The organism is Pseudomonas sp. SWRI111, assembly GCF_014268555.1.
Lineage (GTDB): Bacteria > Pseudomonadota > Gammaproteobacteria > Pseudomonadales > Pseudomonadaceae > Aquipseudomonas > Aquipseudomonas hamedanensis.
Genome location: NZ_JABWQQ010000006.1, coordinates 101,139 through 120,073, shown reverse-complemented (window position 1 = coordinate 120,073; position 18,935 = coordinate 101,139). Strand labels below are relative to the sequence as shown.

Annotated in this window: 20 protein-coding genes and 1 tRNA gene; 9 read left to right on the top strand and 12 right to left on the bottom strand. The window is 60.2% G+C overall.

Going from position 1 to position 18,935, the window contains the following annotated elements; genetic code table 11:
• Nucleotides 1-8: 8 nt before the first annotated feature.
• Nucleotides 9-950 (bottom strand): alpha/beta fold hydrolase, encoded by a 942-nt coding sequence (locus tag HU755_RS09975; protein ID WP_186632015.1) that lies wholly within the window; start codon nucleotides 948-950, stop codon nucleotides 9-11.
• Between the two features lie 32 nt (nucleotides 951-982).
• Between HU755_RS09975 and HU755_RS09970 the strand changes: the two genes are divergently transcribed.
• Nucleotides 983-1,189, top strand: a complete 207-nt coding sequence (locus HU755_RS09970; protein WP_186548455.1) for a hypothetical protein — start codon at nucleotides 983-985, stop codon at nucleotides 1,187-1,189.
• Between the two features lie 93 nt (nucleotides 1,190-1,282).
• Nucleotides 1,283-1,573 (top strand): YceK/YidQ family lipoprotein, encoded by a 291-nt coding sequence (locus tag HU755_RS09965; RefSeq protein ID WP_186548453.1) that lies wholly within the window; start codon nucleotides 1,283-1,285, stop codon nucleotides 1,571-1,573.
• 12 nt (nucleotides 1,574-1,585) lie between these two features.
• Here the strand turns inward: HU755_RS09965 and HU755_RS09960 are convergent, their stop codons facing one another.
• The 6 genes from HU755_RS09960 to HU755_RS09935 form a co-directional block, all read right to left on the bottom strand.
• A complete protein-coding gene (locus HU755_RS09960) occupies nucleotides 1,586-1,933 on the bottom strand; it encodes a hypothetical protein (RefSeq protein ID WP_186632012.1) in 348 nt (115 codons plus the stop codon).
• A 95-nt stretch (nucleotides 1,934-2,028) separates the two neighbouring features.
• Nucleotides 2,029-2,104: transfer RNA gene (locus HU755_RS09955), tRNA-Phe, on the bottom strand.
• A gap of 91 nt (nucleotides 2,105-2,195) precedes the next feature.
• On the bottom strand, nucleotides 2,196-2,468 hold the full coding sequence (locus tag HU755_RS09950; RefSeq protein ID WP_186548449.1) for an oxidative damage protection protein: 273 nt from the start codon (nucleotides 2,466-2,468) through the stop codon (nucleotides 2,196-2,198).
• Entirely contained in the window at nucleotides 2,465-3,532 is a 1,068-nt protein-coding gene (gene mutY / locus HU755_RS09945) for an A/G-specific adenine glycosylase (RefSeq protein WP_186548447.1), read from the bottom strand. Before mutY ends, HU755_RS09950 begins: the two co-directional genes overlap by 4 nt.
• The gene (locus HU755_RS09940; RefSeq protein ID WP_186632009.1) at nucleotides 3,529-5,745 is read right to left on the bottom strand and encodes an AsmA family protein; all 2,217 of its coding nucleotides are present in this window, start codon (nucleotides 5,743-5,745) and stop codon (nucleotides 3,529-3,531) included. The genes mutY and HU755_RS09940 overlap by 4 nt, the downstream gene beginning before the upstream one ends.
• A 78-nt stretch (nucleotides 5,746-5,823) precedes the next feature.
• The gene (locus HU755_RS09935; protein ID WP_186619439.1) at nucleotides 5,824-6,228 is read right to left on the bottom strand and encodes an acetyl-CoA sensor PanZ family protein; all 405 of its coding nucleotides are present in this window, start codon (nucleotides 6,226-6,228) and stop codon (nucleotides 5,824-5,826) included.
• A 221-nt stretch (nucleotides 6,229-6,449) separates the two neighbouring features.
• On the opposite strand from HU755_RS09935, the gene HU755_RS09930 reads away from it, so the two are divergent.
• The 7 genes from HU755_RS09930 to HU755_RS09900 all read left to right on the top strand — a co-directional run bounded on the left by HU755_RS09930 (nucleotide 6,450) and on the right by HU755_RS09900 (nucleotide 12,257).
• Complete coding sequence (locus tag HU755_RS09930; RefSeq protein WP_186619440.1) at nucleotides 6,450-8,114, top strand: OFA family MFS transporter; 1,665 nt, start codon at nucleotides 6,450-6,452, stop codon at nucleotides 8,112-8,114.
• Nucleotides 8,115-8,376: 262 nt separating this feature from the next.
• On the top strand, nucleotides 8,377-8,970 hold the full coding sequence (hisB, locus tag HU755_RS09925; protein WP_007909204.1) for an imidazoleglycerol-phosphate dehydratase HisB: 594 nt from the start codon (nucleotides 8,377-8,379) through the stop codon (nucleotides 8,968-8,970).
• Entirely contained in the window at nucleotides 8,970-9,608 is a 639-nt protein-coding gene (gene hisH / locus HU755_RS09920) for an imidazole glycerol phosphate synthase subunit HisH (RefSeq protein ID WP_186548441.1), read from the top strand. Before hisB ends, hisH begins: the two co-directional genes overlap by 1 nt.
• On the top strand, nucleotides 9,609-9,869 hold the full coding sequence (locus HU755_RS09915) for a DUF2164 domain-containing protein (RefSeq protein ID WP_137218353.1): 261 nt from the start codon (nucleotides 9,609-9,611) through the stop codon (nucleotides 9,867-9,869).
• Nucleotides 9,870-9,911: 42 nt separating this feature from the next.
• A complete protein-coding gene (hisA, locus tag HU755_RS09910; RefSeq protein ID WP_186632006.1) occupies nucleotides 9,912-10,649 on the top strand; it encodes a 1-(5-phosphoribosyl)-5-[(5-phosphoribosylamino)methylideneamino]imidazole-4-carboxamide isomerase in 738 nt (245 codons plus the stop codon).
• 9 nt (nucleotides 10,650-10,658) lie between these two features.
• On the top strand, nucleotides 10,659-11,429 hold the full coding sequence (gene hisF / locus HU755_RS09905; protein WP_007909211.1) for an imidazole glycerol phosphate synthase subunit HisF: 771 nt from the start codon (nucleotides 10,659-10,661) through the stop codon (nucleotides 11,427-11,429).
• A gap of 72 nt (nucleotides 11,430-11,501) precedes the next feature.
• The gene (locus HU755_RS09900) at nucleotides 11,502-12,257 is read left to right on the top strand and encodes an ABC transporter substrate-binding protein (protein ID WP_186632003.1); all 756 of its coding nucleotides are present in this window, start codon (nucleotides 11,502-11,504) and stop codon (nucleotides 12,255-12,257) included.
• Here HU755_RS09900 and HU755_RS09895 read toward each other — a convergent pair.
• From HU755_RS09895 to gpmI, 5 genes are all read right to left on the bottom strand, one after another.
• On the bottom strand, nucleotides 12,238-13,551 hold the full coding sequence (locus HU755_RS09895) for a Vps62-related protein (protein ID WP_186632001.1): 1,314 nt from the start codon (nucleotides 13,549-13,551) through the stop codon (nucleotides 12,238-12,240). The genes HU755_RS09900 and HU755_RS09895 overlap by 20 nt on opposite strands.
• 118 nt (nucleotides 13,552-13,669) lie before the next feature.
• Nucleotides 13,670-14,446 (bottom strand): divergent polysaccharide deacetylase family protein, encoded by a 777-nt coding sequence (locus HU755_RS09890; protein ID WP_186548430.1) that lies wholly within the window; start codon nucleotides 14,444-14,446, stop codon nucleotides 13,670-13,672.
• 2 nt (nucleotides 14,447-14,448) lie between these two features.
• Nucleotides 14,449-15,768, bottom strand: coding sequence for a S41 family peptidase (locus HU755_RS09885; RefSeq protein ID WP_042608642.1), 1,320 nt, complete (start codon nucleotides 15,766-15,768; stop codon nucleotides 14,449-14,451).
• 31 nt (nucleotides 15,769-15,799) lie between these two features.
• Nucleotides 15,800-17,086, bottom strand: a complete 1,287-nt coding sequence (locus tag HU755_RS09880; RefSeq protein ID WP_186631998.1) for a murein hydrolase activator EnvC — start codon at nucleotides 17,084-17,086, stop codon at nucleotides 15,800-15,802.
• A gap of 230 nt (nucleotides 17,087-17,316) precedes the next feature.
• Nucleotides 17,317-18,846: a 2,3-bisphosphoglycerate-independent phosphoglycerate mutase gene (gene gpmI / locus HU755_RS09875; protein ID WP_186619445.1), complete on the bottom strand. Its 1,530-nt coding sequence runs from the start codon at nucleotides 18,844-18,846 to the stop codon at nucleotides 17,317-17,319.
• Between the last annotated feature and the right edge of the window lie 89 nt (nucleotides 18,847-18,935).

The window sequence follows — 18,935 nt, the reverse complement described above, 5'->3', positions numbered from 1 at the left end:
AGAGGGGCTCAGCTGCAGGACAATTGCCGCCCGGGAGCATCGGCGGCCAATGCGCCGGTTTGCAGCCAGGTCAGAGCGATGGGCCATAGTGTGGCTTGGTATGCGCTGCGAAAAAAGGCGAAATGTCCGACTTGTTGCTCGTCGATGTCCTGCGGCGCGATGCGCAGGTGGGTTCTGGCCGCGTTGCTGAAGTAGCCGAGCAGGCGTTCGATCGCCGGGATCGTGCCGTAGGGGTCATCGCTGATACTGACGGCCAGGGTTTGGGCGCGGACGTTGGCGAAGGGCAGGGCACCCGTTTTCTGCAACAGGGCGCGACCGCTCGGGCGCTGTTCGAAACGCGCGGCAGGCGTGCTCCAGTCGCGTACAACGCCGGTTGGCGTATCTTCCAGCCAGCCGAGGCGCTTGCCGGGAAAATAGCCGCAGAGCAGCGTCAGCAAAGGCATGACCACGTGCCATTTGCCCAGCATGCGCCAGCGCTGTTCGGGAGCGTAATCGCGCCAATACGCAAACTGTGCGCCGACGGTGACCAATCGTCGGATCACCTTCCCGGATTCGGCCAGGCCCGCCGCGCAGCCGCCGAAACTGTGGCCGACCACATCGATGGGCTGGCCGGGAAATTCCCGCTGCGCACGTTTGAGTATCGCTTCGAAATCCAGCGCGCCCCAATCGCTCCACGAGGCGCGCAGCCCTTTGATCGACTCGCCGCGCGATTCGCCGATGCCCCGGTAGTCGTAGGTCATCACGTCGAAGCCGTGGTTGAACAGATAGGCTGCGAACCTTGAGTAATGGCGACAGCGCACGGACGTGGCGGCGTTGATGATGACCACTGGGCACTGTGGATCGGGCGAACTGTGGCGCCAGGTGAAGCCGCCGAGTGCGTAGCCGTCGGCTGCGTTCTCTATGAACGGTTCGCCAATGGTTACCGGGTTGGTCGAAAGGCATTTGTTCATAAAGGCTCGGCCTTTGCGAAGGTGGATCGAGAATGAGCCTGGAACTGGCGCCGAGCAATATACGGAACGCAGTGCGTTCCGAATTCAATGTGATCGAATTCGTGACGCGCTGCGTCACGATTTACATAAGTCCAAGAGACCGTTCATTTCACATCCGCTCCAGTTCATGCAACGCGCAGCGGCATAATCCCAACATGACAGCGTTCGAATACCGCCGCGCAACAGGCAATCTGGTTTAACCGAGATGCCGAGTCAGCAGCAAAAGCAGTCACGAGTGAAAGGCGCGAGTACAATCCCGCGCCCAGTATTTTGTGACGTAAGGAAACGCTGTTTTGAAAGGGATTCTGCGAATTGGCTGTGTCATAGGCCTGGCACTGCTGTTGGTTGGCTGCGGAACGTTTATCGGGCGCTTGAATGATGGTCTGTCCGACGCCGAGTATTACCGAGGGGTCGATGGCGGCCTACACCTGCTCGGTGTTCGGGGAGGAGGCAGCGATGGCATGCCGGCAGCGATCATCTGTTACATGATGATCGTCTGCCCGGTCATCACTGTTGTATCCCTGCCAGTGGATGCCGCTGTGGATACAGTCTTGTTGCCCGTCGATTACATCAACACCCTGTGAAGGCGGCATGCACTATCGACCTGCGCGCTTGCGCTTCGGCCTCTGCTCACGCACCCGCCCTTTGCGATAAATCCACAACCCAAACATACCAATGGCCAGCATGAACGCCGTCCAGAAGCTCTGCCAAACGAACTCGAACCAGTATCGCCGAGGTTGCAGTGCCAAGGTGTAGGTGCTGCGCGGCCCGCGATTGTTGGTGGTGATGGAGCCGGTGATCCAGCTTTCGATCAGCATGTAGATTGAGAGGCAGATGGCTATCGCGATCAGCACGCCGGCGAGGACGGTCAGCCAATAACTTACCCGGCTTTGCCGATACGGCGAAGGATGGGGCAGGGGGACGCGGGTTCGTTTTTGATTCATCGAGTGATGGCCCTTTTCCGTAAGGGGTAAGCAGTGTCCATCAAATCCCGGACATAAAAAAACCCTGAATCTTGCGATTCAGGGTTTTCGGTATTTGGTGCCCAGAGACGGAATCGAACCGCCGACACGGGGATTTTCAATCCCCTGCTCTACCGACTGAGCTATCTGGGCAACGGGGCGCATTAAAAGGGTTTTTCGGATTTACGTCAACGACTTTTTGAAAATTTCTTAAATTAATTCCGTCGCTTACGAAGTATGCGAGTTATTCGGCTGGCGGCACGTAGCCTTCGGCCTTGGCGTATTCCTCGCCGGAGAAGTACTTGTCCATTTCGCCCTGAAGGTATTTGCGATCTTCGGCGTTCATCATGTTCAAGCGCTTTTCGTTGATCAGCAGGGTCTGGTGTTTCTGCCAGTCGGCCCAGGCCTTGGCGGACACGTTGTCGTAGATGTCCTGACCTTTGGCGCCCGGGAACGGGGCGCGCTCAAGGCCTTCGAGTTGTTCTTTGTACTTGCGGCACATTACGGTGCGGGTCATGGCGATTCTCCTGCATTCAAGACGGCGGCCGCGCGTTCGAGCAAGGTCTTGACCGGGGCGGCGAGGCCCAGGCGCGGCGGGGTGGCGAGGTTATACCAGAGCCAGTCGGCCTCGGCCACGTGGTGGCTGGCTTCCTGCACCTGGACCAGCCAGGGTTCGATGGACAGCTGGAAATGGCTGAACGTGTGGACGAGGCTTGGCAGCGCCTGCTGTTGGCCCATTGTCAGCGAGTGTTGATCGGCCAGATGCTGCAGATCGTCGAGGTCGTCAAGTTCCGGCAGGCTCCACAAACCGCCCCACAGACCCGTCGACGGGCGGCGGTAAAGCAGGATTGCGCCTTCGTCGTTGGCAAGCATCGGCATCAATGTGCGTTTTTGCGGGATGGCCTTGCGCGGCTTGGGGATCGGGTAGCGGGTTTCCAGGCCGAGCATGTGTGCCTCGCAGCCGCGTTCCAGCGGACACAACAGGCAGCTCGGCTTGCTGCGCGTGCAGAGTGTGGCGCCGAGATCCATCATCGCCTGGGTGTAGGCGTTGACCCGGTCGTGCGGGGTAAAGCGCTCGGCGTTGGCCCACAGCTGTTTGGCCACTTTCGGTTCGCCGGGATAACCCTCTTGCGCGGTGAAGCGCGCCAGCACGCGTTTGACGTTGCCGTCGAGGATCGGCGCGCGCAGGCCCATGCTGATGCTCGCGATGGCGCCAGCAGTGGACAGCCCAATCCCCGGCAGCTCGGTGAGTTTTTCCACATCCCGTGGAAATTCGCCGCCGTACTGGCTGACGACAATCTTTGCGGTCTTTTGCAGATTGCGTGCGCGAGTGTAGTAACCCAGCCCGGTCCACAGGTGCAGCACTTCATCCTCCGGCGCGGCGGCCAGTGCTTCGACCGTCGGCAGCGCGGCCATGAACCGGTCGAAGTAATTGAGCACCGTGCTGACCTGGGTCTGCTGCAGCATGATCTCCGAGACCCACACCCGATACGGGCTGATGTTCTGCTGCCAAGGCAAATCGTGGCGGCCGTGGCGGTCGAACCACTCCAGCACCGCCGTGGAAAACTGCTCCGCTGTCATCGCTTGAACAGCCCCTTCAATGCGTTTTTCAGTTCCGGGCTGACTTTGTCGCCCAGTTTTTCGTCGATCTTTTCGCTGAGTTTGTTGCCGGCCAGTTTGCTCGCCACCTGACCGAGTCGGTCATTGTCGATGCGGCACGCCTTCGCGCCCAGCTCCAGCGGGCCACGGCAGCGCAGCGGCCACTCGATGCCGACGAATTTGTCGCCGACCTGACAGGCCGGGTCGGGCATGGCGCTGGTGTCGCCTTCGACGATGATGCCGACGCGATAATCCATGCCCAGCACGCGCAGGTCGATATCGCCGTCACCGTTGACGGTCATGCCGGGGATACGCACTTTCAGGTCCGGGTTGCTGGCAACCCCGTTGCGCACGGTCAGGTTGCCCTTGAGTTCCTCGAACGGCGTGTCTTTGCCTCGAGGCTCGCCGCTGAGGGTTTTGCGATTGAGCGTGGCGATGCCTTTGCACAATTGCTGCTCAAGGTTGGCGTTGAGCAACACACCGTTGTTGATGACGAAACTGGCGTTGCCGTTCAGTGTGTCGATCAGCGCCTGCTGGCTGTTGCCGCTGCCGGTGACAGTGCTGGTGAGAGTCACCAGGCCTTTGACCGGCGGATTCTTGCCCTGGCTTTCGATGATTTTTTCCGCCGGAACGCGATTGAGGCGGGTCTGCAAATTCAATACGGGGGCGCTTGGGCGCACGTCCAGCGTACCGTTGGCGACGAAACCGCCGTTGTACAGGTCGCCACTGAGGTTGGTCAGGGTCAGCAGACCGCCCTGACTGGTGGCTTTCAGCGCAGCGTTCTGGATCGGCAGTTTGTCGAGGGTCAGTTGGCCGAAGGTCAGGTCGGCATCGACGTCGAGTTTGGCCAGGCGCTCAACCGGCAGCAGGCGTTCGGTGCTCCAGGCGGTTTTGCTCGGTTTATCCGGCAGTGGCGTAGTACCTGCCACGGCACCCGCCTCGGTATTGGCGACTTCAGCCTGACGTGTTTGCGTAGCGCTATTGGCCTGAGCCGATTTCGGTGGCAAGTAGCGGTCGACGTTGAACGTGTCAGCCTTGAGGATCGCGCGTAGCGACTGTTTGGCGAAGTCTTCGATGGCGATGCGTCCGCTGAAACTGCTGTCGTCGAGTTTCAGGTTGATGTTGTCGAACGACAGACTGGTCGGGGTGGCAGCAACGCGGCTGACCAGCTCGACCTTGCTCAGGCTGCCTTCGCCCATCTTCGGCAAGGTCTGGCCGATGCTGTCGACGAACTTCGCCAGATCGAACTGCGCGATGGAGATACCACCGCTGATCTGTGGTGTCTTGTCGAGGTCGTTGGCTTTCAGCTCACCCAAGGCCCGCAACTGGTTGGCGGATATCTTGATGCCGGTCCATTCGGCGACGTTTGCTGCCTTGTCCAGCAACAACTGGCCTTGGGCCGAGAAGGTCATGGTCTTGCCTTGCAGCGGATCGCCAGCGAGTTCGCCGGACAGCTTCAGGTCTTCGAACTTGTAGCGTTGCAGGGCGCGTTCAAAGCGCAGTTCGCCACTGAGCTCGGTGCGCACGCGCAGCACCGGCTGATTGGTGCCGAGGAATGCGGTAGCCTTCACCGGAATGTTGGTCGAATCGTGGACCGGGCCGGTGCTCAACTGGATGCTTTCAGCGCTGAACTGCTTGCCGGTCAGCTCATCGGTGTATTCGACGCGGGCGTTATTGACGGTCAGGCTGTCGATGTCGAGGCGAATGGGTTGCGCCGGTTTTTCCACGGCGACCATCGGTTCGCTGGCGGCAGCGGCAGGCGTGGCTGGCGCAGTCTCGCCGGGCGCCACCGGCACCTTGCCGATGTCTTCCCAGTTGCCGTGACCGTTCTTGTCACGGTTCAGGCGCAGGTTGAGACCTTCGACGCGCACGTCGCTCATCTGCACCTCGCGGCGCAGCAGTGGCAGCACGCGCACCGACAGGCCGAGCATCTGCAGGTCGGCAAACGGTTCGGCAGGCTTTGCCAGAGTGGCGACGCTGGCCTCGTGCAGTTCCAGGCCGAGCCAGGGGAACAGGCTCCAGCCGATATCGCCATTGAGCGTCAGCTCGATGTGGGCCTTGTCGCGGGCAATCTGGCGGATCTCGTCTTTGTAGTCGTTGGGATCGAAGAGGTGGGTCAGGGCGAAACCTGCCGCCACAATGATCAGCAACAGCCCGAGAAGTACCAGACCCAGGATTTTGCCGAACGCTTTCATGGGCGAGTCCTTGTAATTAGTCGAATTCGTCATCTAGCCGCGCAGTATAGCGCTGCAACGGCCTGCTTCGGGGTGGCGTCATGTGGCCAGTACCGTCAGCGGTACCTGTAACCTGGCGGCCAGAGCCTCAATCTCAAGATGCCCGGCAGGCGCCAGCAGGCGCAAGTCAGCCCCCGCTTGCGACGCCATTTTCTGCGCTTGGTTCACCAGGCGTTCAGCGACCCCGCGGCGTCGAGTAACTTTTCGTACGCATAAATGAGACAAATACCAAACGTCCTGGTGCCTTTGCAGGCGCCCGGCGCCGAGCAGCCGATCATTGAAACGCCCGGCAATAAAAGAACCATCCGCCAACGCAGTTTCGATCAGATCGGCCTCGGCGGAAAACGGTGCAAACAGCCATTGGGGCGCGTCGCGATAGATTTTCTGCAAATCCTGTTGATCCTGATAAGTGGCGTCTTTCAGCGTCTGGACAATGATTGGCATGCGTTTCCCCGAGGTGTAGAGATCAGATGACTGAAAAAAGGTGATATCAGTTTGGTTTTTCTGTCACCTGAGAATGGTAACCTTCGCCAGTTCGTCCGCCCTTCTGCGACTTAACGTCGCGCCTTCAAGGAGCTTCACCTAAAAAAACGGTCATGCCTGCGTGCATAAGGCCGAGGGTGAACAGTGGCTGGCGAACCATACTAATAATTGGGGGATACACAATGAGCACGAGCATTACGGCGGACGGTCTCGACACCGCCCAGCCTGGGTTCCTGTCCAAGGAACGCATTATCGCCAAGCCCGGTTTCAACCGCTGGCTGGTGCCACCGGCCGCGCTGGCCATTCACTTGTGCATCGGCATGGCCTACGGCTTCTCGGTGTTCTGGTTGCCGCTGTCCAAGGCATTGGGCGTTACCGCTCCAGTGGCTTGCGCACCGGACATGAGCTTCATCGCACAGGTGTTTTCTTCGAACTGCGACTGGCCGATCTCCATGCTCGGCTGGATCTATACGCTGTTCTTCATCTTCCTCGGCTGCTCGGCAGCGATCTGGGGTGGCTGGCTGGAACACGCCGGTCCGCGCAAGGCAGGCGTCGTCTCGGCCCTGTGCTGGTGCGGCGGTCTGCTGATTTCTGCGTTGGGTATCTATACCCACCAGATCTGGCTGATGTGGATCGGCTCCGGCGTGATCGGCGGTATCGGCCTGGGCCTGGGCTATATTTCGCCAGTGTCGACCCTGATCAAGTGGTTCCCGGACAAGCGCGGCATGGCGACCGGCATGGCGATCATGGGCTTCGGCGGCGGCGCGATGGTCGGCGCACCGTTGGCAACCGCGTTGATGAGCCACTTCGCTTCGCCAGAAGGCGTGGGCGTATGGCAGAGCTTCGTGGCCATGGCGGCGATCTACTTCGTGTTCATGATCGGTGGCGCTCTGTCGTACCGCGTGCCGCCAACGGGCTGGAAGCCTGAAGGCTGGACCGCGCCGGCGAAGAAAGCCTCGAACGCGATGATCACCAACCGTCACGTCCATGTGAACGTAGCGTGGAAAACCCCGCAATTCCGTCTGGTGTGGCTGGTGCTGTGCCTGAACGTTTCGGCGGGTATCGGCATCCTCGGCATGGCCTCGCCACTGTTGCAAGAAGTGTTCGGCGGCAAACTGCTGGGCGTTGACGTGCCGTTCGGGCAACTCGATGCAGGCCAGTTGGCCTCGATTGCCGCGATCGCAGCCGGCTTTACGGGTCTGCTGAGCCTGTTCAATATCGGTGGCCGCTTCTTCTGGGCTTCGTTCTCGGACTACCTGGGCCGCAAAAACACCTACTTTGTGTTCTTTGCGCTGGGTTTCGCCCTGTACGCGCTGATTCCGAACATGGGCCATCTGGGCAACGTTGCGCTGTTTGTGGCGGCGTTCTGCATCATCCTGTCGATGTACGGCGGTGGTTTTGCCACGGTTCCGGCTTACCTGGCCGACCTGTTCGGTACGCAGATGGTCGGTGCGATCCACGGTCGTCTGCTGACTGCCTGGGCCGCTGCGGGTGTGCTCGGTCCGGTGCTGGTGAACTACCTGCGTGAATATCAATTGAGCATCGGCGTGGAACGCGCAGCTGCCTATGACATCACCTTGTATATCCTCGCCGGCCTGCTGGTGCTGGGCTTCCTGTGCAACCTGATGGTGCGCCCGGTGGCCGACAAATACTTCATGACCGACGCCGAACTGGCGGCCGAACAAGCGCTGGGCCATGACAAGGGCGCTGATGCCAGCACCGTGCTGGAGTGGAAAGCCGCGCCGGGCAGCAAGCCGCTGGCTATTGCTGCGTGGCTGGTGGTCGGTATTCCGCTGGCGTGGGGTGTATGGGTGACCCTGCAGAAGACGGCGGTACTGTTTCACTAAGTAAAATGTAGTACCCCTGTAGGAGTGAGCCTGCTCGCGATAGCGGTCTGACAGTCACAGAAATGGTGACAGTCAGGCCCTCATCGCGAGCAGGCTCACTCCTACAGTTGTTTCTGGGTGCCTGTAATGGCTTGTATGGACATGTCTACCCGCGACAGCCGGGCGTTCTATCCGTCAGGCATCTCACCTCTCGTGTTTCTGTTTGCCTCCTGCGTGCCTATAATGGCTGCCTTTTTCGCCCAATGATTTTGCGGAGCTGGTGATGGCCGAACGTAAGGCGTCTGTCGAGCGCGACACTCTGGAAACCCAGATCAAAGCCTCGATCAACCTTGATGGCACCGGAAAGGCCCGATTCGATATCGGTGTCCCTTTTCTTGAGCACATGCTGGATCAGATTGCCCGTCACGGGTTGATCGACCTAGATATCGAATGCAAGGGCGATCTGCATATCGACGACCACCATACGGTGGAAGACGTCGGTATCACCCTCGGCCAGGCCTTCGCCAAAGCCATCGGCGACAAGAAAGGCATCCGTCGTTACGGTCACGCCTACGTGCCTCTCGATGAAGCGCTGTCGCGTGTGGTCATCGACTTCTCTGGTCGTCCGGGCTTGCAGATGCACGTGCCGTACACCCGCGCCACTGTCGGCGGCTTCGATGTTGACCTGTTCCAGGAATTCTTCCAGGGCTTCGTCAACCATGCGTTGGTCAGCCTGCACATCGACAACCTGCGCGGCACCAACACTCACCACCAGATCGAAACCGTGTTCAAGGCTTTCGGCCGCGCGCTGCGCATGGCCGTCGAGCTGGATGAGCGCATGGCCGGGCAAATGCCGTCGACCAAAGGCGTTCTGTAATGCAGACGGTTGCAGTTATCGACTACGGCATGGGCAACCTGCACTCGGTGGCCAAGGCCCTGGAGCACGTTGGCGCTGGCAAGGTGCTGATCACCAGCGATGCGAACGTGATACGCGAAGCCGACCGCGTGGTCTTCCCCGGTGTTGGCGCGATTCGCGATTGCATGGCGGAGATCCGTCGCCTCGGCTTTGACTCGCTGGTGCGTGAGGTCAGCCAGGATCGTCCGTTTCTCGGCATCTGCGTCGGCATGCAGGCTTTGCTCGACAGCAGCGAAGAGAACGACGGCGTCGACTGCATCGGCCTGTTCCCCGGCGCGGTGAAGTTCTTCGGCAAGGATCTGCATGAAGACGGCGAGCACCTCAAGGTTCCGCACATGGGCTGGAACGAGGTCAAGCAGAACATCAGTCACCCGCTCTGGCACGACATTCCGGATCTGGCGCGTTTCTACTTCGTGCACAGCTACTACATCGCCGCCGCCAACGCGCGGCAGGTGGTGGGCAGCGGTCATTACGGGGTCGATTTCGCCGCAGCATTGGCCGATGGTTCGCGTTTCGCCGTGCAGTTCCACCCGGAGAAAAGCCATACCCACGGCCTGCAACTGCTGCAGAACTTCGCCGCGTGGGACGGTCGCTGGTAAATGGCTGCCAAGAAGTCCAAGCCGCCGATCCTGACGCTCACTGCCGAGCAGGAGAGCGAGGCCAATCGCAAGATTCAGCGGTTCATGGAAGACCGTTTCGAACTGGACCTGGGTTCATTCGAGGCGGCGGAAATTCTTGAGCTGTTTACCCGCGAGATTGCTCCGCACTATTACAACAGGGCGATTTTCGATGTGCAGACCCACCTCAAGGAGCGGTTTGAAAGCATCGAAAGTGACCTGTGGGCGCTCGAGAAAAATTGATTCCCGAGCCAAGCTGAACATTCCAATTTTAAGGTTTGCCAGATGCTGATTATTCCCGCTATCGATCTCAAGGACGGCGCCTGTGTCCGTCTGCGCCAAGGCCGTATGGAAGATTCCACGGTGTTCTCCGATGATCCGGTGAGCATGGCTGCCAAGTGGGTGGAGGGCGGTTGCCGTCGTCTGCATTTGGTCGATCTGAACGGCGCGTTCGAAGGTCAGCCAGTCAATGGCGAAGTGGTCACCGCAATCGCCAAGCGCTACCCGAGCCTGCCGATTCAGATCGGTGGCGGTATCCGCTCGCTGGAAACCATCGAGCACTACGTCAAGGCCGGCGTGAGCTACGTGATCATCGGCACCAAAGCGGTGAAGGATCCGGCGTTTGTCGCTGAAGCCTGCCGCGCCTTCCCGGGCAAAATCATTGTCGGTCTGGATGCCAAAGACGGGTTCGTCGCCACCGACGGCTGGGCTGAAATCAGCACCGTGCAGGTCATCGACCTGGCCAGGCAATTTGAAGCCGACGGCGTGTCATCGATCGTTTATACCGACATCGCCAAAGACGGCATGATGCAGGGCTGTAACGTACCGTTCACCGCCGCGCTGGCCGCTGCGACGAAGATCCCGGTGATCGCTTCCGGCGGCATCCATAACCTCGGTGACATCAAGTCGCTGCTCGACGCCAAGGCACCGGGCATCATCGGTGCAATCACCGGCCGGGCGATTTATGAAGGCACTCTCGATGTCGCCGAAGCGCAAGCTTTCTGCGATTCGTACCAAGGCTGAGGACTGACCATGGCGCTGGCCAAACGCATCATCCCTTGCCTGGACGTGGACAACGGCCGGGTCGTCAAAGGTGTGAAGTTCGAAAACATCCGCGATGCCGGTGACCCGGTGGAAATCGCCCGTCGTTATGACGAGCAGGGCGCTGACGAGATTACCTTTCTCGACATCACCGCCAGCGTCGATGGGCGTGACACCACGCTGCATACCGTCGAGCGCATGGCCAGCCAGGTGTTCATTCCGCTGACCGTCGGCGGTGGCGTGCGTACCGTGCAGGACATCCGCAACCTGCTCAATGCCGGCGCGGACAAGGTGTCGATCAACACCGCCGCCGTGTTCAACCCGGAATTCGTTGGCGAAGCGGCGCAGCATTTCGGCTCGCAGTGCATCGTCGTTGCCATCGACGCCAAGAAAGTCTCCGGCCCCGGCGAAACCCCGCGCTGGGAGATCTTCACCCATGGCGGACGCAAGCCAACCGGCCTCGACGCGGTCGAGTGGGCAAAGAAAATGGAAGGCCTGGGGGCCGGAGAGATTCTGCTGACCAGCATGGATCAGGACGGCATGAAGAATGGCTTCGACCTCGGCGTGACCCGCGCCATCAGCGATGCGCTGGGCATACCGGTGATCGCTTCCGGTGGTGTCGGCAACCTTCAGCACCTGGCTGACGGCATTCTCGAAGGCCATGCCAGCGCGGTGCTGGCGGCGAGTATTTTCCACTTCGGCGAATACACCGTGCAGGAAGCCAAGGCGTACATGGCCAAGCGCGGCATCGTCATGCGCTAAACATACAGGCCAGTGGACAGCATGGCGTACCCAAGGCACTCTTGGGCACGCCATGGATTCCGGTAGCCCGACATGATCAAACACCTGCTTCTTGTGCTTGCCAGTGCCTCGGTGTTGTTGTTCAGCACCGCCCGGGCCGAAACCGGTCCCGCCACCGATCTGGTGCTGCTCACCGAAAACTTCCCGCCGTACAACATGGCGAAGAACGGCAAGAATTTCGCCCAGGGCGAGAACATCAACGGCATCGCCACCGACATCGTCCGCGAAATGTTCCAGCGCGCCGGCCTCACGTACAGCCTGACCCTGCGTTTCCCTTGGGAGCGAGTCTACAAACTCGCGCTGGAAAATCCAGGGTACGGCGCCTTTGTGATGGCGCGCTTGCCCGATCGGGAAAACCGCTTCAAATGGGTTGGGCCGATCGGCCCCGACGACTGGATCCTGTTAGCCAGGGCCGACAGCAAGATCACCCTCCAAACCCTCAATGACGCCCGCCAATACAAGATCGGCGCCTACAAGGGCGATGCGATTGCCGAGACCCTGACCAAGCAGGGCCTCAAGCCTGTGGTGGTGCTGCGCGATCAGGACAACGCGAAGAAACTGGTCAACGGTCAGATTGATCTGTGGGCCACCGGCGATCCTGCCGGGCGTTATCTGGCACGGCAGGATGGCGTGACCGGTCTGAAGACCGTGCTGCGCTTTAACAGCGCCGAGTTGTATCTGGCGCTGAACAAGGAGGTTTCCGACGAAGTCGTGAACAAGCTTCAGACCGCGCTGGATCAACTGCGCAAAGAAGGCGTGGTCGATGAAATCATGGGGCGCTATCTGTAGCGGCTGGCGCTTGTGCGAGCGCTGGCTCGGCGGCGGAGCCTGTCACCGTCGGTTCCGGTGGCGTGTATTCACTGAAATGCAGGCTGCTGCAGTCGGTGTGACTGATGTCGCTGGTAACGCGACTTCCGTCCGCGCGCAGCAGCGTGTAGTCACTTTGCAACACATAGACTGCTAGTGCGCTGTTTCTGGGGACGATGGCGGCGACCTCGAGGCGCCCGGTGTCGTGCCATTGGTTCGAGTGGATGTCGCTGTGGGTGAATTCACCATTTAATCGCGCTTTGAACTGGAATGGCTGTGCAGCCTGGTTTTGCCATTGCGCATCAAACTCGATCGAGGTGAGCTCGCTGAACGCTAGCAAGCTGCCTGAGCGCTGACTGCGGGAAACGGTCCAGCGGGACGTGGTGGTGGCGTTTGTGCGGTTATGACTATGGCCGATAAGCTGATAATGATCCGTGCGCTGCAAGTCGTAGAAAGGCGAGTTGCGCAGTTGTTCGGGTGGCGAGAGCTGCGGATCTTTTACCGTGAACCACGGCAGGCGGACGCAACCGGTCGGTTGCTCTGGTTTCTGCACAGAAGGTGGCGTTACGTCCCTGAGTACCGGGGCGGGAGGTAAAAGGCGGTTCTCGACCGGCATCCTGAAGCGCAATGAGTAGGCGAGAAAATGAGCCGGCCTGGAGTAACCGTTGAAGCCAAGAAACGTACCTGGCGCCAAGTGGATTTCATCCGCAGAGGGCACTGGAGGTATGGCGCCCCAGGCGCAAATGCTTTGTCGAGCTCCGCTACCCTTGTCCGACCACAGCGGTTCGCCGGAGGCTGAAGCGATAACCAGATCGGCGCGCACACAACGTACCGCGTTGAATGAAGGTTTGTCGTGGCCGTCGGAGCATACCGATCCCAGCGCCACGTAACCCTCGGGAGGAACAGGGCGCCAGATGGCCCCGTCTTTCTTCGATCCGGAGCCTGAATCCTTCCAGATAAGCTCGTAATCGTCAGGCCGAGCCAGTGCTTTGCCTTTGGCCGGATCTGTACGGGCTGCTTCGTCCTCGCAAACCACGGCTACCACGTGTCTGCCGCTAATGTTTTTGTGCTCATCGATCACAACGTCGCCCAACGAAAAGAAGCCGGGAAGTACATCTGCTGGGGGCGTTGGACGCCAAAAGGCTGCTGGTTTTGCTCGCGAACCGGTGGTGTCCCAGATGCGCAGAAGTTCCGTTGTGAAATTGATCAGCAGGTTGTCGTAACGGATGGTTTTCATTTGCTCGGCCGAGACGGCCGTCTTGTTATGCGTGCTCATGGTCAATCCTCGATAGTTGAATGCGACTCGGGGGAGTCGCGACCTTTTGCAGGTCTCACTATCCGGATGCGGGCAAGGCCCATGGCGGTAACTATGTATGTTCACGCGTGACAGCGTATTACCGATACACGCCGCCCTTGCCATGACCCGCCATGGCGCGATTGCTGCGCACGCTGATCATTTGCCTGACATCGATCCAGTCGATGCCCTGCGCCTTCAGCTTCGGCAGTTCGCGTTCCAGCACTGCCAGGGTCTGCGGATACGGATGGCCGATCATGACTGCTGAACCCTGCTTGTGCGCCAATGCGATCGCGGTCTGAAGCTGATTGGTAATCGCCGCTTCGGTACGCTCGTCATCCAGAAAAACATCCCGAGAAACGCTGGCCAGATCGATTTTTTGCGCTTGCTGAGCGGCGACGGTCTGCGCGCTGGTGCGGCTGTCGACGAAGAACTTGTGTCGTCGCTGCAACTCACCCATCAGCCACGCCATTGCCGCTGGCTGTGCGGTCATGCGGCTGCCCATGTGGTTGTTTATACCGGCGGTGAACGGTACTTTTTCAAACGCGGCGTTCAGGCGTTTCTGCAGTTCTTCGATGGGCAGTTCAGGATGCCAGGCATAGGGGCCGGTGGCCGGGTCCATGGGCATGTGCAGGATGACGATCTTGCCGGCGCGATGGGCTTCGCGGGCAAACTCGGTGGCGTGAGGGGTGTCGGGCATGATCGCCGCCGTCACCGGGCCGGGCAGGGCAAGTACACGGCGATCCCGGGGCAGATTCTGCCCCAGATCGTCGATGATCAATGTCAGATAGGCCTTGTGCGGCGCTGGACTGGTGGGCTCTGCATGCGCAGCACCCGCCAGACAGCACAACAGGACGCCGAGAAAGCGCAGCAACATCCTCAGCGGCCGGAGGTAATGCTCAGCCCTTTGAGCAGGCTCAGGGCCTGGGCCAACTGGTAATCGTCATCCTGCGGCATGGCTTTGGCCTTGCCTGCGGAGCCGGAAGGTTTGTCGGCGCCGCCGTTGCCGTTGCCCAAGTGACCTTGCAGATCGGCTTCCTTGAAGTATTCGCTGTCGGCTTCGTTGGTGATCTTCGCGCGACGCACTTCGATGTCCGGGACGATGCCTTGGGCCTGAATCGAGCGGCCGTTCGGTGTGAAGTACAGCGCGGTGGTGATCTTCAGCGCGCGGTCGTTGTTCAGCGGCAATACGGTTTGCACCGAGCCCTTGCCGAAACTGGTGGTGCCCATGACCACGGCGCGTTTCTGATCCTGCAGGGCGCCGGCGACGATTTCCGAGGCCGAGGCGCTGCCACCGTTGATCAGCACGACCATTGGCACCGCTTCGCTTTCGTCCTTGCCGGTAGCCGAGAAACGCAACTCGGAGTTGGCGATTCGGCCTTTGGTATAGACGATCAGGCCCTTGGTGATGAAGTGGTCTACCACTTCCACCGCCGATTGCAGCACGCCGCCGGGGTTGTTGCGCAGGTCGAGGATGATGCCGTTGAGCTTCTTGCCGTTGTCCTTGCGCAGCTTGGCCAGGGCTTTGGAGACTTCTTCACCGGTCTTGACCTGGAACTGGGTGATGCGGATATAGCCGTAGCCCGATTCCAGCAGTTGCGCCTTGACGCTCTTCACCTGAATCACTGCGCGCGCCAGGGTCACGTCGAACGGCGTTCCGCCGTCGCGAACCAGGGTCAAGGTGATTTTCTGGCCGATCTTGCCGCGCATCTTGTCGACGGCTTCGGTCATGGTCTGGCCGCGGGTCGGCTGGCCGTTGATCTTGACGATGAAGTCGCCAGCCTGAATACCAGCCTTCGACGCGGGCGTGTCATCGATCGGCGAGACGACCTTGATGAAGCCGTCTTCGGCGCCGACTTCGATGCCCAGGCCGCCGAACTCACCGCTGGTGCTTTCCTGCAGCTCGGTGAAGTCTTCCGGGCCGAGGTAGGCCGAGTGCGGATCGAGGTTGCTGAGCATGCCCTTGATCGCGTTTTCCAGCAGGGTCTTGTCGTCCACCGGTTCGACGTACGCGGCTTTGATCCGGTCCATGACCTCGGCGAAAGTGCGCAACTCTTCCAGCGGCAACGGTGCCTTGGCGGTCGCGGCAGTGCCTGCCGGAGCGACGGTCGGGGCCGGTTGCGCGGCGAACGCCAGAGGCGCGCCGATCACCAGGGCGATCGTCAGGGCCAGCGAGGTAAGGCGGGACAAATGCAGCATGTCGAACGAACTCCTGAATTAGGTTACGTGCTTATCCTTGCGCACGACACCATTGCGCCGGATCACTCGGGTGACCCTGCTGACGAATTGCGAAATACAGCGCGGGCGTGTCCTGACCGCCACTGTTACCGACAGTGGAAATCGACTCGCCCGCTTTGACCACATCCCCCGCTGACTTGAGCAGCGTCTGGTTGTGGCCGTAAAGACTCAGAAAACCGTTGCCGTGATCAAGGATCACCAGCAGCCCGGCACCGCGCAGCCAGTCGGCAAACACTACGCGCCCGCCGTGTACGGCGTGCACCTGACTGCCGGCGGAAGCGCTGATCATCACGCCATCCCACTTGGTCCGGGCATCGTCGCCACGGCTTTCACCGAAGCGTGCGAGTAATCGACCATCAACCGGCCACGGAAGTTTTCCCCGGGTTGCAGCAAAAGGCCCGCCAAACGTTTCGCCGCTGCTCGATACCAGTGCGCCGGGGCTTGATCTGACGGGTTTGCGTGGGGCGTCGCTGGCGTCAGCCTGCGCCTCACGCAAGCGCTTTTTTTCCGCTTCCTGCTGGGCGATCAGCGCTTTTTGCCGCGCTTCTTCTGCCTCACGAGCCTGGCGGGCCAGGGTTTCTTCAATAGTTTTAAGGACTTTAGACAGGTCTGCCTGATCCTGCTCGCGGGCGGCAAGTTTCTGATCGCGGGCTTTCACGTCATCGTTGAGTTTGGCGAGGACCTGCTGACGCTCCTTGCGGACTTTCTCGAGTGCTTCGCGCTGGGTGTCGAGGTCGCTTTTCTGCACCAGCAGTTGCGCCTGCTGCAAACCGATGTCTTTTTCGACATTGGCCAACTGGCGCAGGGTTTCGTTGAAACTCTTCAACTGCTCCAGGCGCGCCTGGCTCAGGTAATCGTAATAGGTCAGGGTGCGGGCGAACTTCTCGGGATTCTGCTGGTTGAGCAGCAGTTTGAGGTATTCCTGGCGACCGTTCTGATAGGCCGCCCTGGCCTGAATGGCGATCAGTCGCTGCTGTTCAGTGCGCGCGCTCTGGAGTTTTTTTTTCTCTGCATCGAGCCGCTGCAGCTCGGATTCGCTTTTCTGCAGTTCTTTCTGCAGCGCGTCGACCTGCTTTTGCAGCTTGCCCATCTCGGTTTCAGTGCCCTTGAGCTCTTTCTGCACGCCGGACTTTTCTTCCTGGAGCTTGCCCAGGAGTTTTTTCAACTCGGCAATGTCCTGACGCGTGGCGTCCAGTTGCTGTTGGGTTTGCGCGCGCTCGTCAGCGAAGGCCGGTTGGAGCAGGCAGGTCAGAGCAAGGGCGATCAGGACGCGAAGCATAGGGGCGGGCGGCACCAGGGTAAGGGACGGCCTAGTATGCCCGCCCGAGGCTGCAAAAAAAACGCCCAATTGGAGCTGTGTGATAACTGGACAGAAAAACAACGCACACCCATGTAGGAGTGAGCCTGCTCGCGATGGCTTTCTCACATTCAACAGGGTAGTTGACTGTCAGATGGCTATCGCGAGCAGGCTCACTCCTACAAGGGTTTTGCGGTGTTTGGGCTATTCGGTCAGACCAGGATCGAGGTACCGGTCATCTCCGCCGGCTTTTCCAGCCCCAGCAGCATCAGCATGGTCGGTGCCACGTCCGCCAGCACGCCGCCTTCGCGCACTTTCAGGTCGCGCTTGCCGACATAGATGAACGGCACCGGCTCGGTGGTGTGTGCGGTGTGCGCCTGGCCGGTGGATTCGTCGGCCATTTGCTCGACGTTGCCGTGGTCAGCGGTGATCAATGCTTCGCCGCCGACTTTTTCCAGCGCTTCAACAATACGACCGACGCAGGTATCCAGGCATTCAACGGCTTTTACCGCCGCGTCGAACACACCGCTGTGGCCGACCATGTCGCCGTTGGCGTAGTTGACCACGATCACGTCGTAGCGCTGGTTTTCGATGGCGTCGACGATGCGGTCGGTGACTTCCGGGGCGCTCATTTCCGGTTGCAGGTCGTAGGTGGCGACTTTTGGCGACGGGATCAGGATGCGCTCTTCGCCGGGGAACGGCTCTTCGCGCCCGCCCGAGAAGAAGAACGTCACGTGGGCGTATTTCTCGGTTTCAGCGATGCGCAGCTGAGTTTTGCCGTTTTTCGCCAGATAGTCGCCGAGGACGTTTTCCAGACTGCCAGCGGCGAACGCCGATGGCGCGGGGATGCTGGCGGCGTATTGGGTCAGCATGACGAAGCCGGCCAGTTTCGGCTGGCGCGCGCGTTCGAACTCTTTAAAGTCGTCTTCGACAAATACGCGGGTCAGCTCGCGGGCGCGGTCGGCACGGAAGTTCATGAACACCACGGCGTCGCCGTCTTCGACTTTCACCGGCTCGCCGATGGAGGTGGCTTTGACGAATTCGTCGCTCTCGCCACGGGCATAGGCGGCTTCAAGGCCTTCCTGCGCGGTGGCGGCGTTGAATTCGCCGTTGCCATCGACGATCAGGTTGTACGCCTGGGCCACGCGGTCCCAGCGGTTGTCACGGTCCATGGCGAAGTAACGGCCGATGATGCTGGCGATCCGGCCTTTGCCCAAGGCCTGGAACGTTGCGTCGAGCAGTTCGATCGACGACGCGGCGCTTTTCGGCGGCGTGTCGCGGCCATCGAGGAAGGCGTGCAGGTAGATTTTTTCGGCGCCGCGCTTGAAGGCCAGTTCGGCCATGGCGATCAGGTGATCCTGGTGGCTGTGCACGCCGCCATCGGAGAGCAGGCCCATGAAGTGCACGGCTTTGCCGGCGGCCACGGCTTTGTCCACAGCGGCGCAGATGGTCGGGTTCTCAAAGAACTCGCCGTCGCGGATCGCTTTGGTCACACGGGTGAAATCCTGATACACCACGCGCCCGGCACCGAGGTTCATGTGGCCGACTTCGGAGTTGCCCATCTGGCCGTCCGGCAAGCCGACGTCCATGCCGCTGCCCGAGATCAAGCCGTTTGGAACAGTGGCCCACAGGCGATCGAGGACAGGCTTCTTCGCCGCAAACACGGCATTGGATTCGGGGCTGTCGCTGTGACCGAAGCCGTCGAGAATCATCAGGACCAAAGGTTTAGGCGTAGTCGTCATGGAATCCACTCGTGGCTAATAAAGAAGAGGGCGATGCAAAACGGAGTTGGAGTTTAAAGCGAAGTTCCGACCGCGTCACCGCCGGACGG

Coding starts and splice junctions, on each gene's coding strand:
- HU755_RS09975 (WP_186632015.1), bottom strand. CDS start 950: ATGAACAAATGCCTTTCGACCAACCCGGTAACCATTGGCGAACCGTTC.
- HU755_RS09970 (WP_186548455.1), top strand. CDS start 983: ATGAGCCTGGAACTGGCGCCGAGCAATATACGGAACGCAGTGCGTTCC.
- HU755_RS09960 (WP_186632012.1), bottom strand. CDS start 1,933: ATGAATCAAAAACGAACCCGCGTCCCCCTGCCCCATCCTTCGCCGTAT.
- HU755_RS09950 (WP_186548449.1), bottom strand. CDS start 2,468: ATGACCCGCACCGTAATGTGCCGCAAGTACAAAGAACAACTCGAAGGC.
- mutY (WP_186548447.1), bottom strand. CDS start 3,532: ATGACAGCGGAGCAGTTTTCCACGGCGGTGCTGGAGTGGTTCGACCGC.
- HU755_RS09940 (WP_186632009.1), bottom strand. CDS start 5,745: ATGAAAGCGTTCGGCAAAATCCTGGGTCTGGTACTTCTCGGGCTGTTG.
- HU755_RS09935 (WP_186619439.1), bottom strand. CDS start 6,228: ATGCCAATCATTGTCCAGACGCTGAAAGACGCCACTTATCAGGATCAA.
- HU755_RS09930 (WP_186619440.1), top strand. CDS start 6,450: ATGAGCACGAGCATTACGGCGGACGGTCTCGACACCGCCCAGCCTGGG.
- hisB (WP_007909204.1), top strand. CDS start 8,377: ATGGCCGAACGTAAGGCGTCTGTCGAGCGCGACACTCTGGAAACCCAG.
- hisH (WP_186548441.1), top strand. CDS start 8,970: ATGCAGACGGTTGCAGTTATCGACTACGGCATGGGCAACCTGCACTCG.
- HU755_RS09915 (WP_137218353.1), top strand. CDS start 9,609: ATGGCTGCCAAGAAGTCCAAGCCGCCGATCCTGACGCTCACTGCCGAG.
- hisA (WP_186632006.1), top strand. CDS start 9,912: ATGCTGATTATTCCCGCTATCGATCTCAAGGACGGCGCCTGTGTCCGT.
- hisF (WP_007909211.1), top strand. CDS start 10,659: ATGGCGCTGGCCAAACGCATCATCCCTTGCCTGGACGTGGACAACGGC.
- HU755_RS09900 (WP_186632003.1), top strand. CDS start 11,502: ATGATCAAACACCTGCTTCTTGTGCTTGCCAGTGCCTCGGTGTTGTTG.
- HU755_RS09895 (WP_186632001.1), bottom strand. CDS start 13,551: ATGAGCACGCATAACAAGACGGCCGTCTCGGCCGAGCAAATGAAAACC.
- HU755_RS09890 (WP_186548430.1), bottom strand. CDS start 14,446: ATGTTGCTGCGCTTTCTCGGCGTCCTGTTGTGCTGTCTGGCGGGTGCT.
- HU755_RS09885 (WP_042608642.1), bottom strand. CDS start 15,768: ATGCTGCATTTGTCCCGCCTTACCTCGCTGGCCCTGACGATCGCCCTG.
- HU755_RS09880 (WP_186631998.1), bottom strand. CDS start 17,086: ATGCTTCGCGTCCTGATCGCCCTTGCTCTGACCTGCCTGCTCCAACCG.
- gpmI (WP_186619445.1), bottom strand. CDS start 18,846: ATGACGACTACGCCTAAACCTTTGGTCCTGATGATTCTCGACGGCTTC.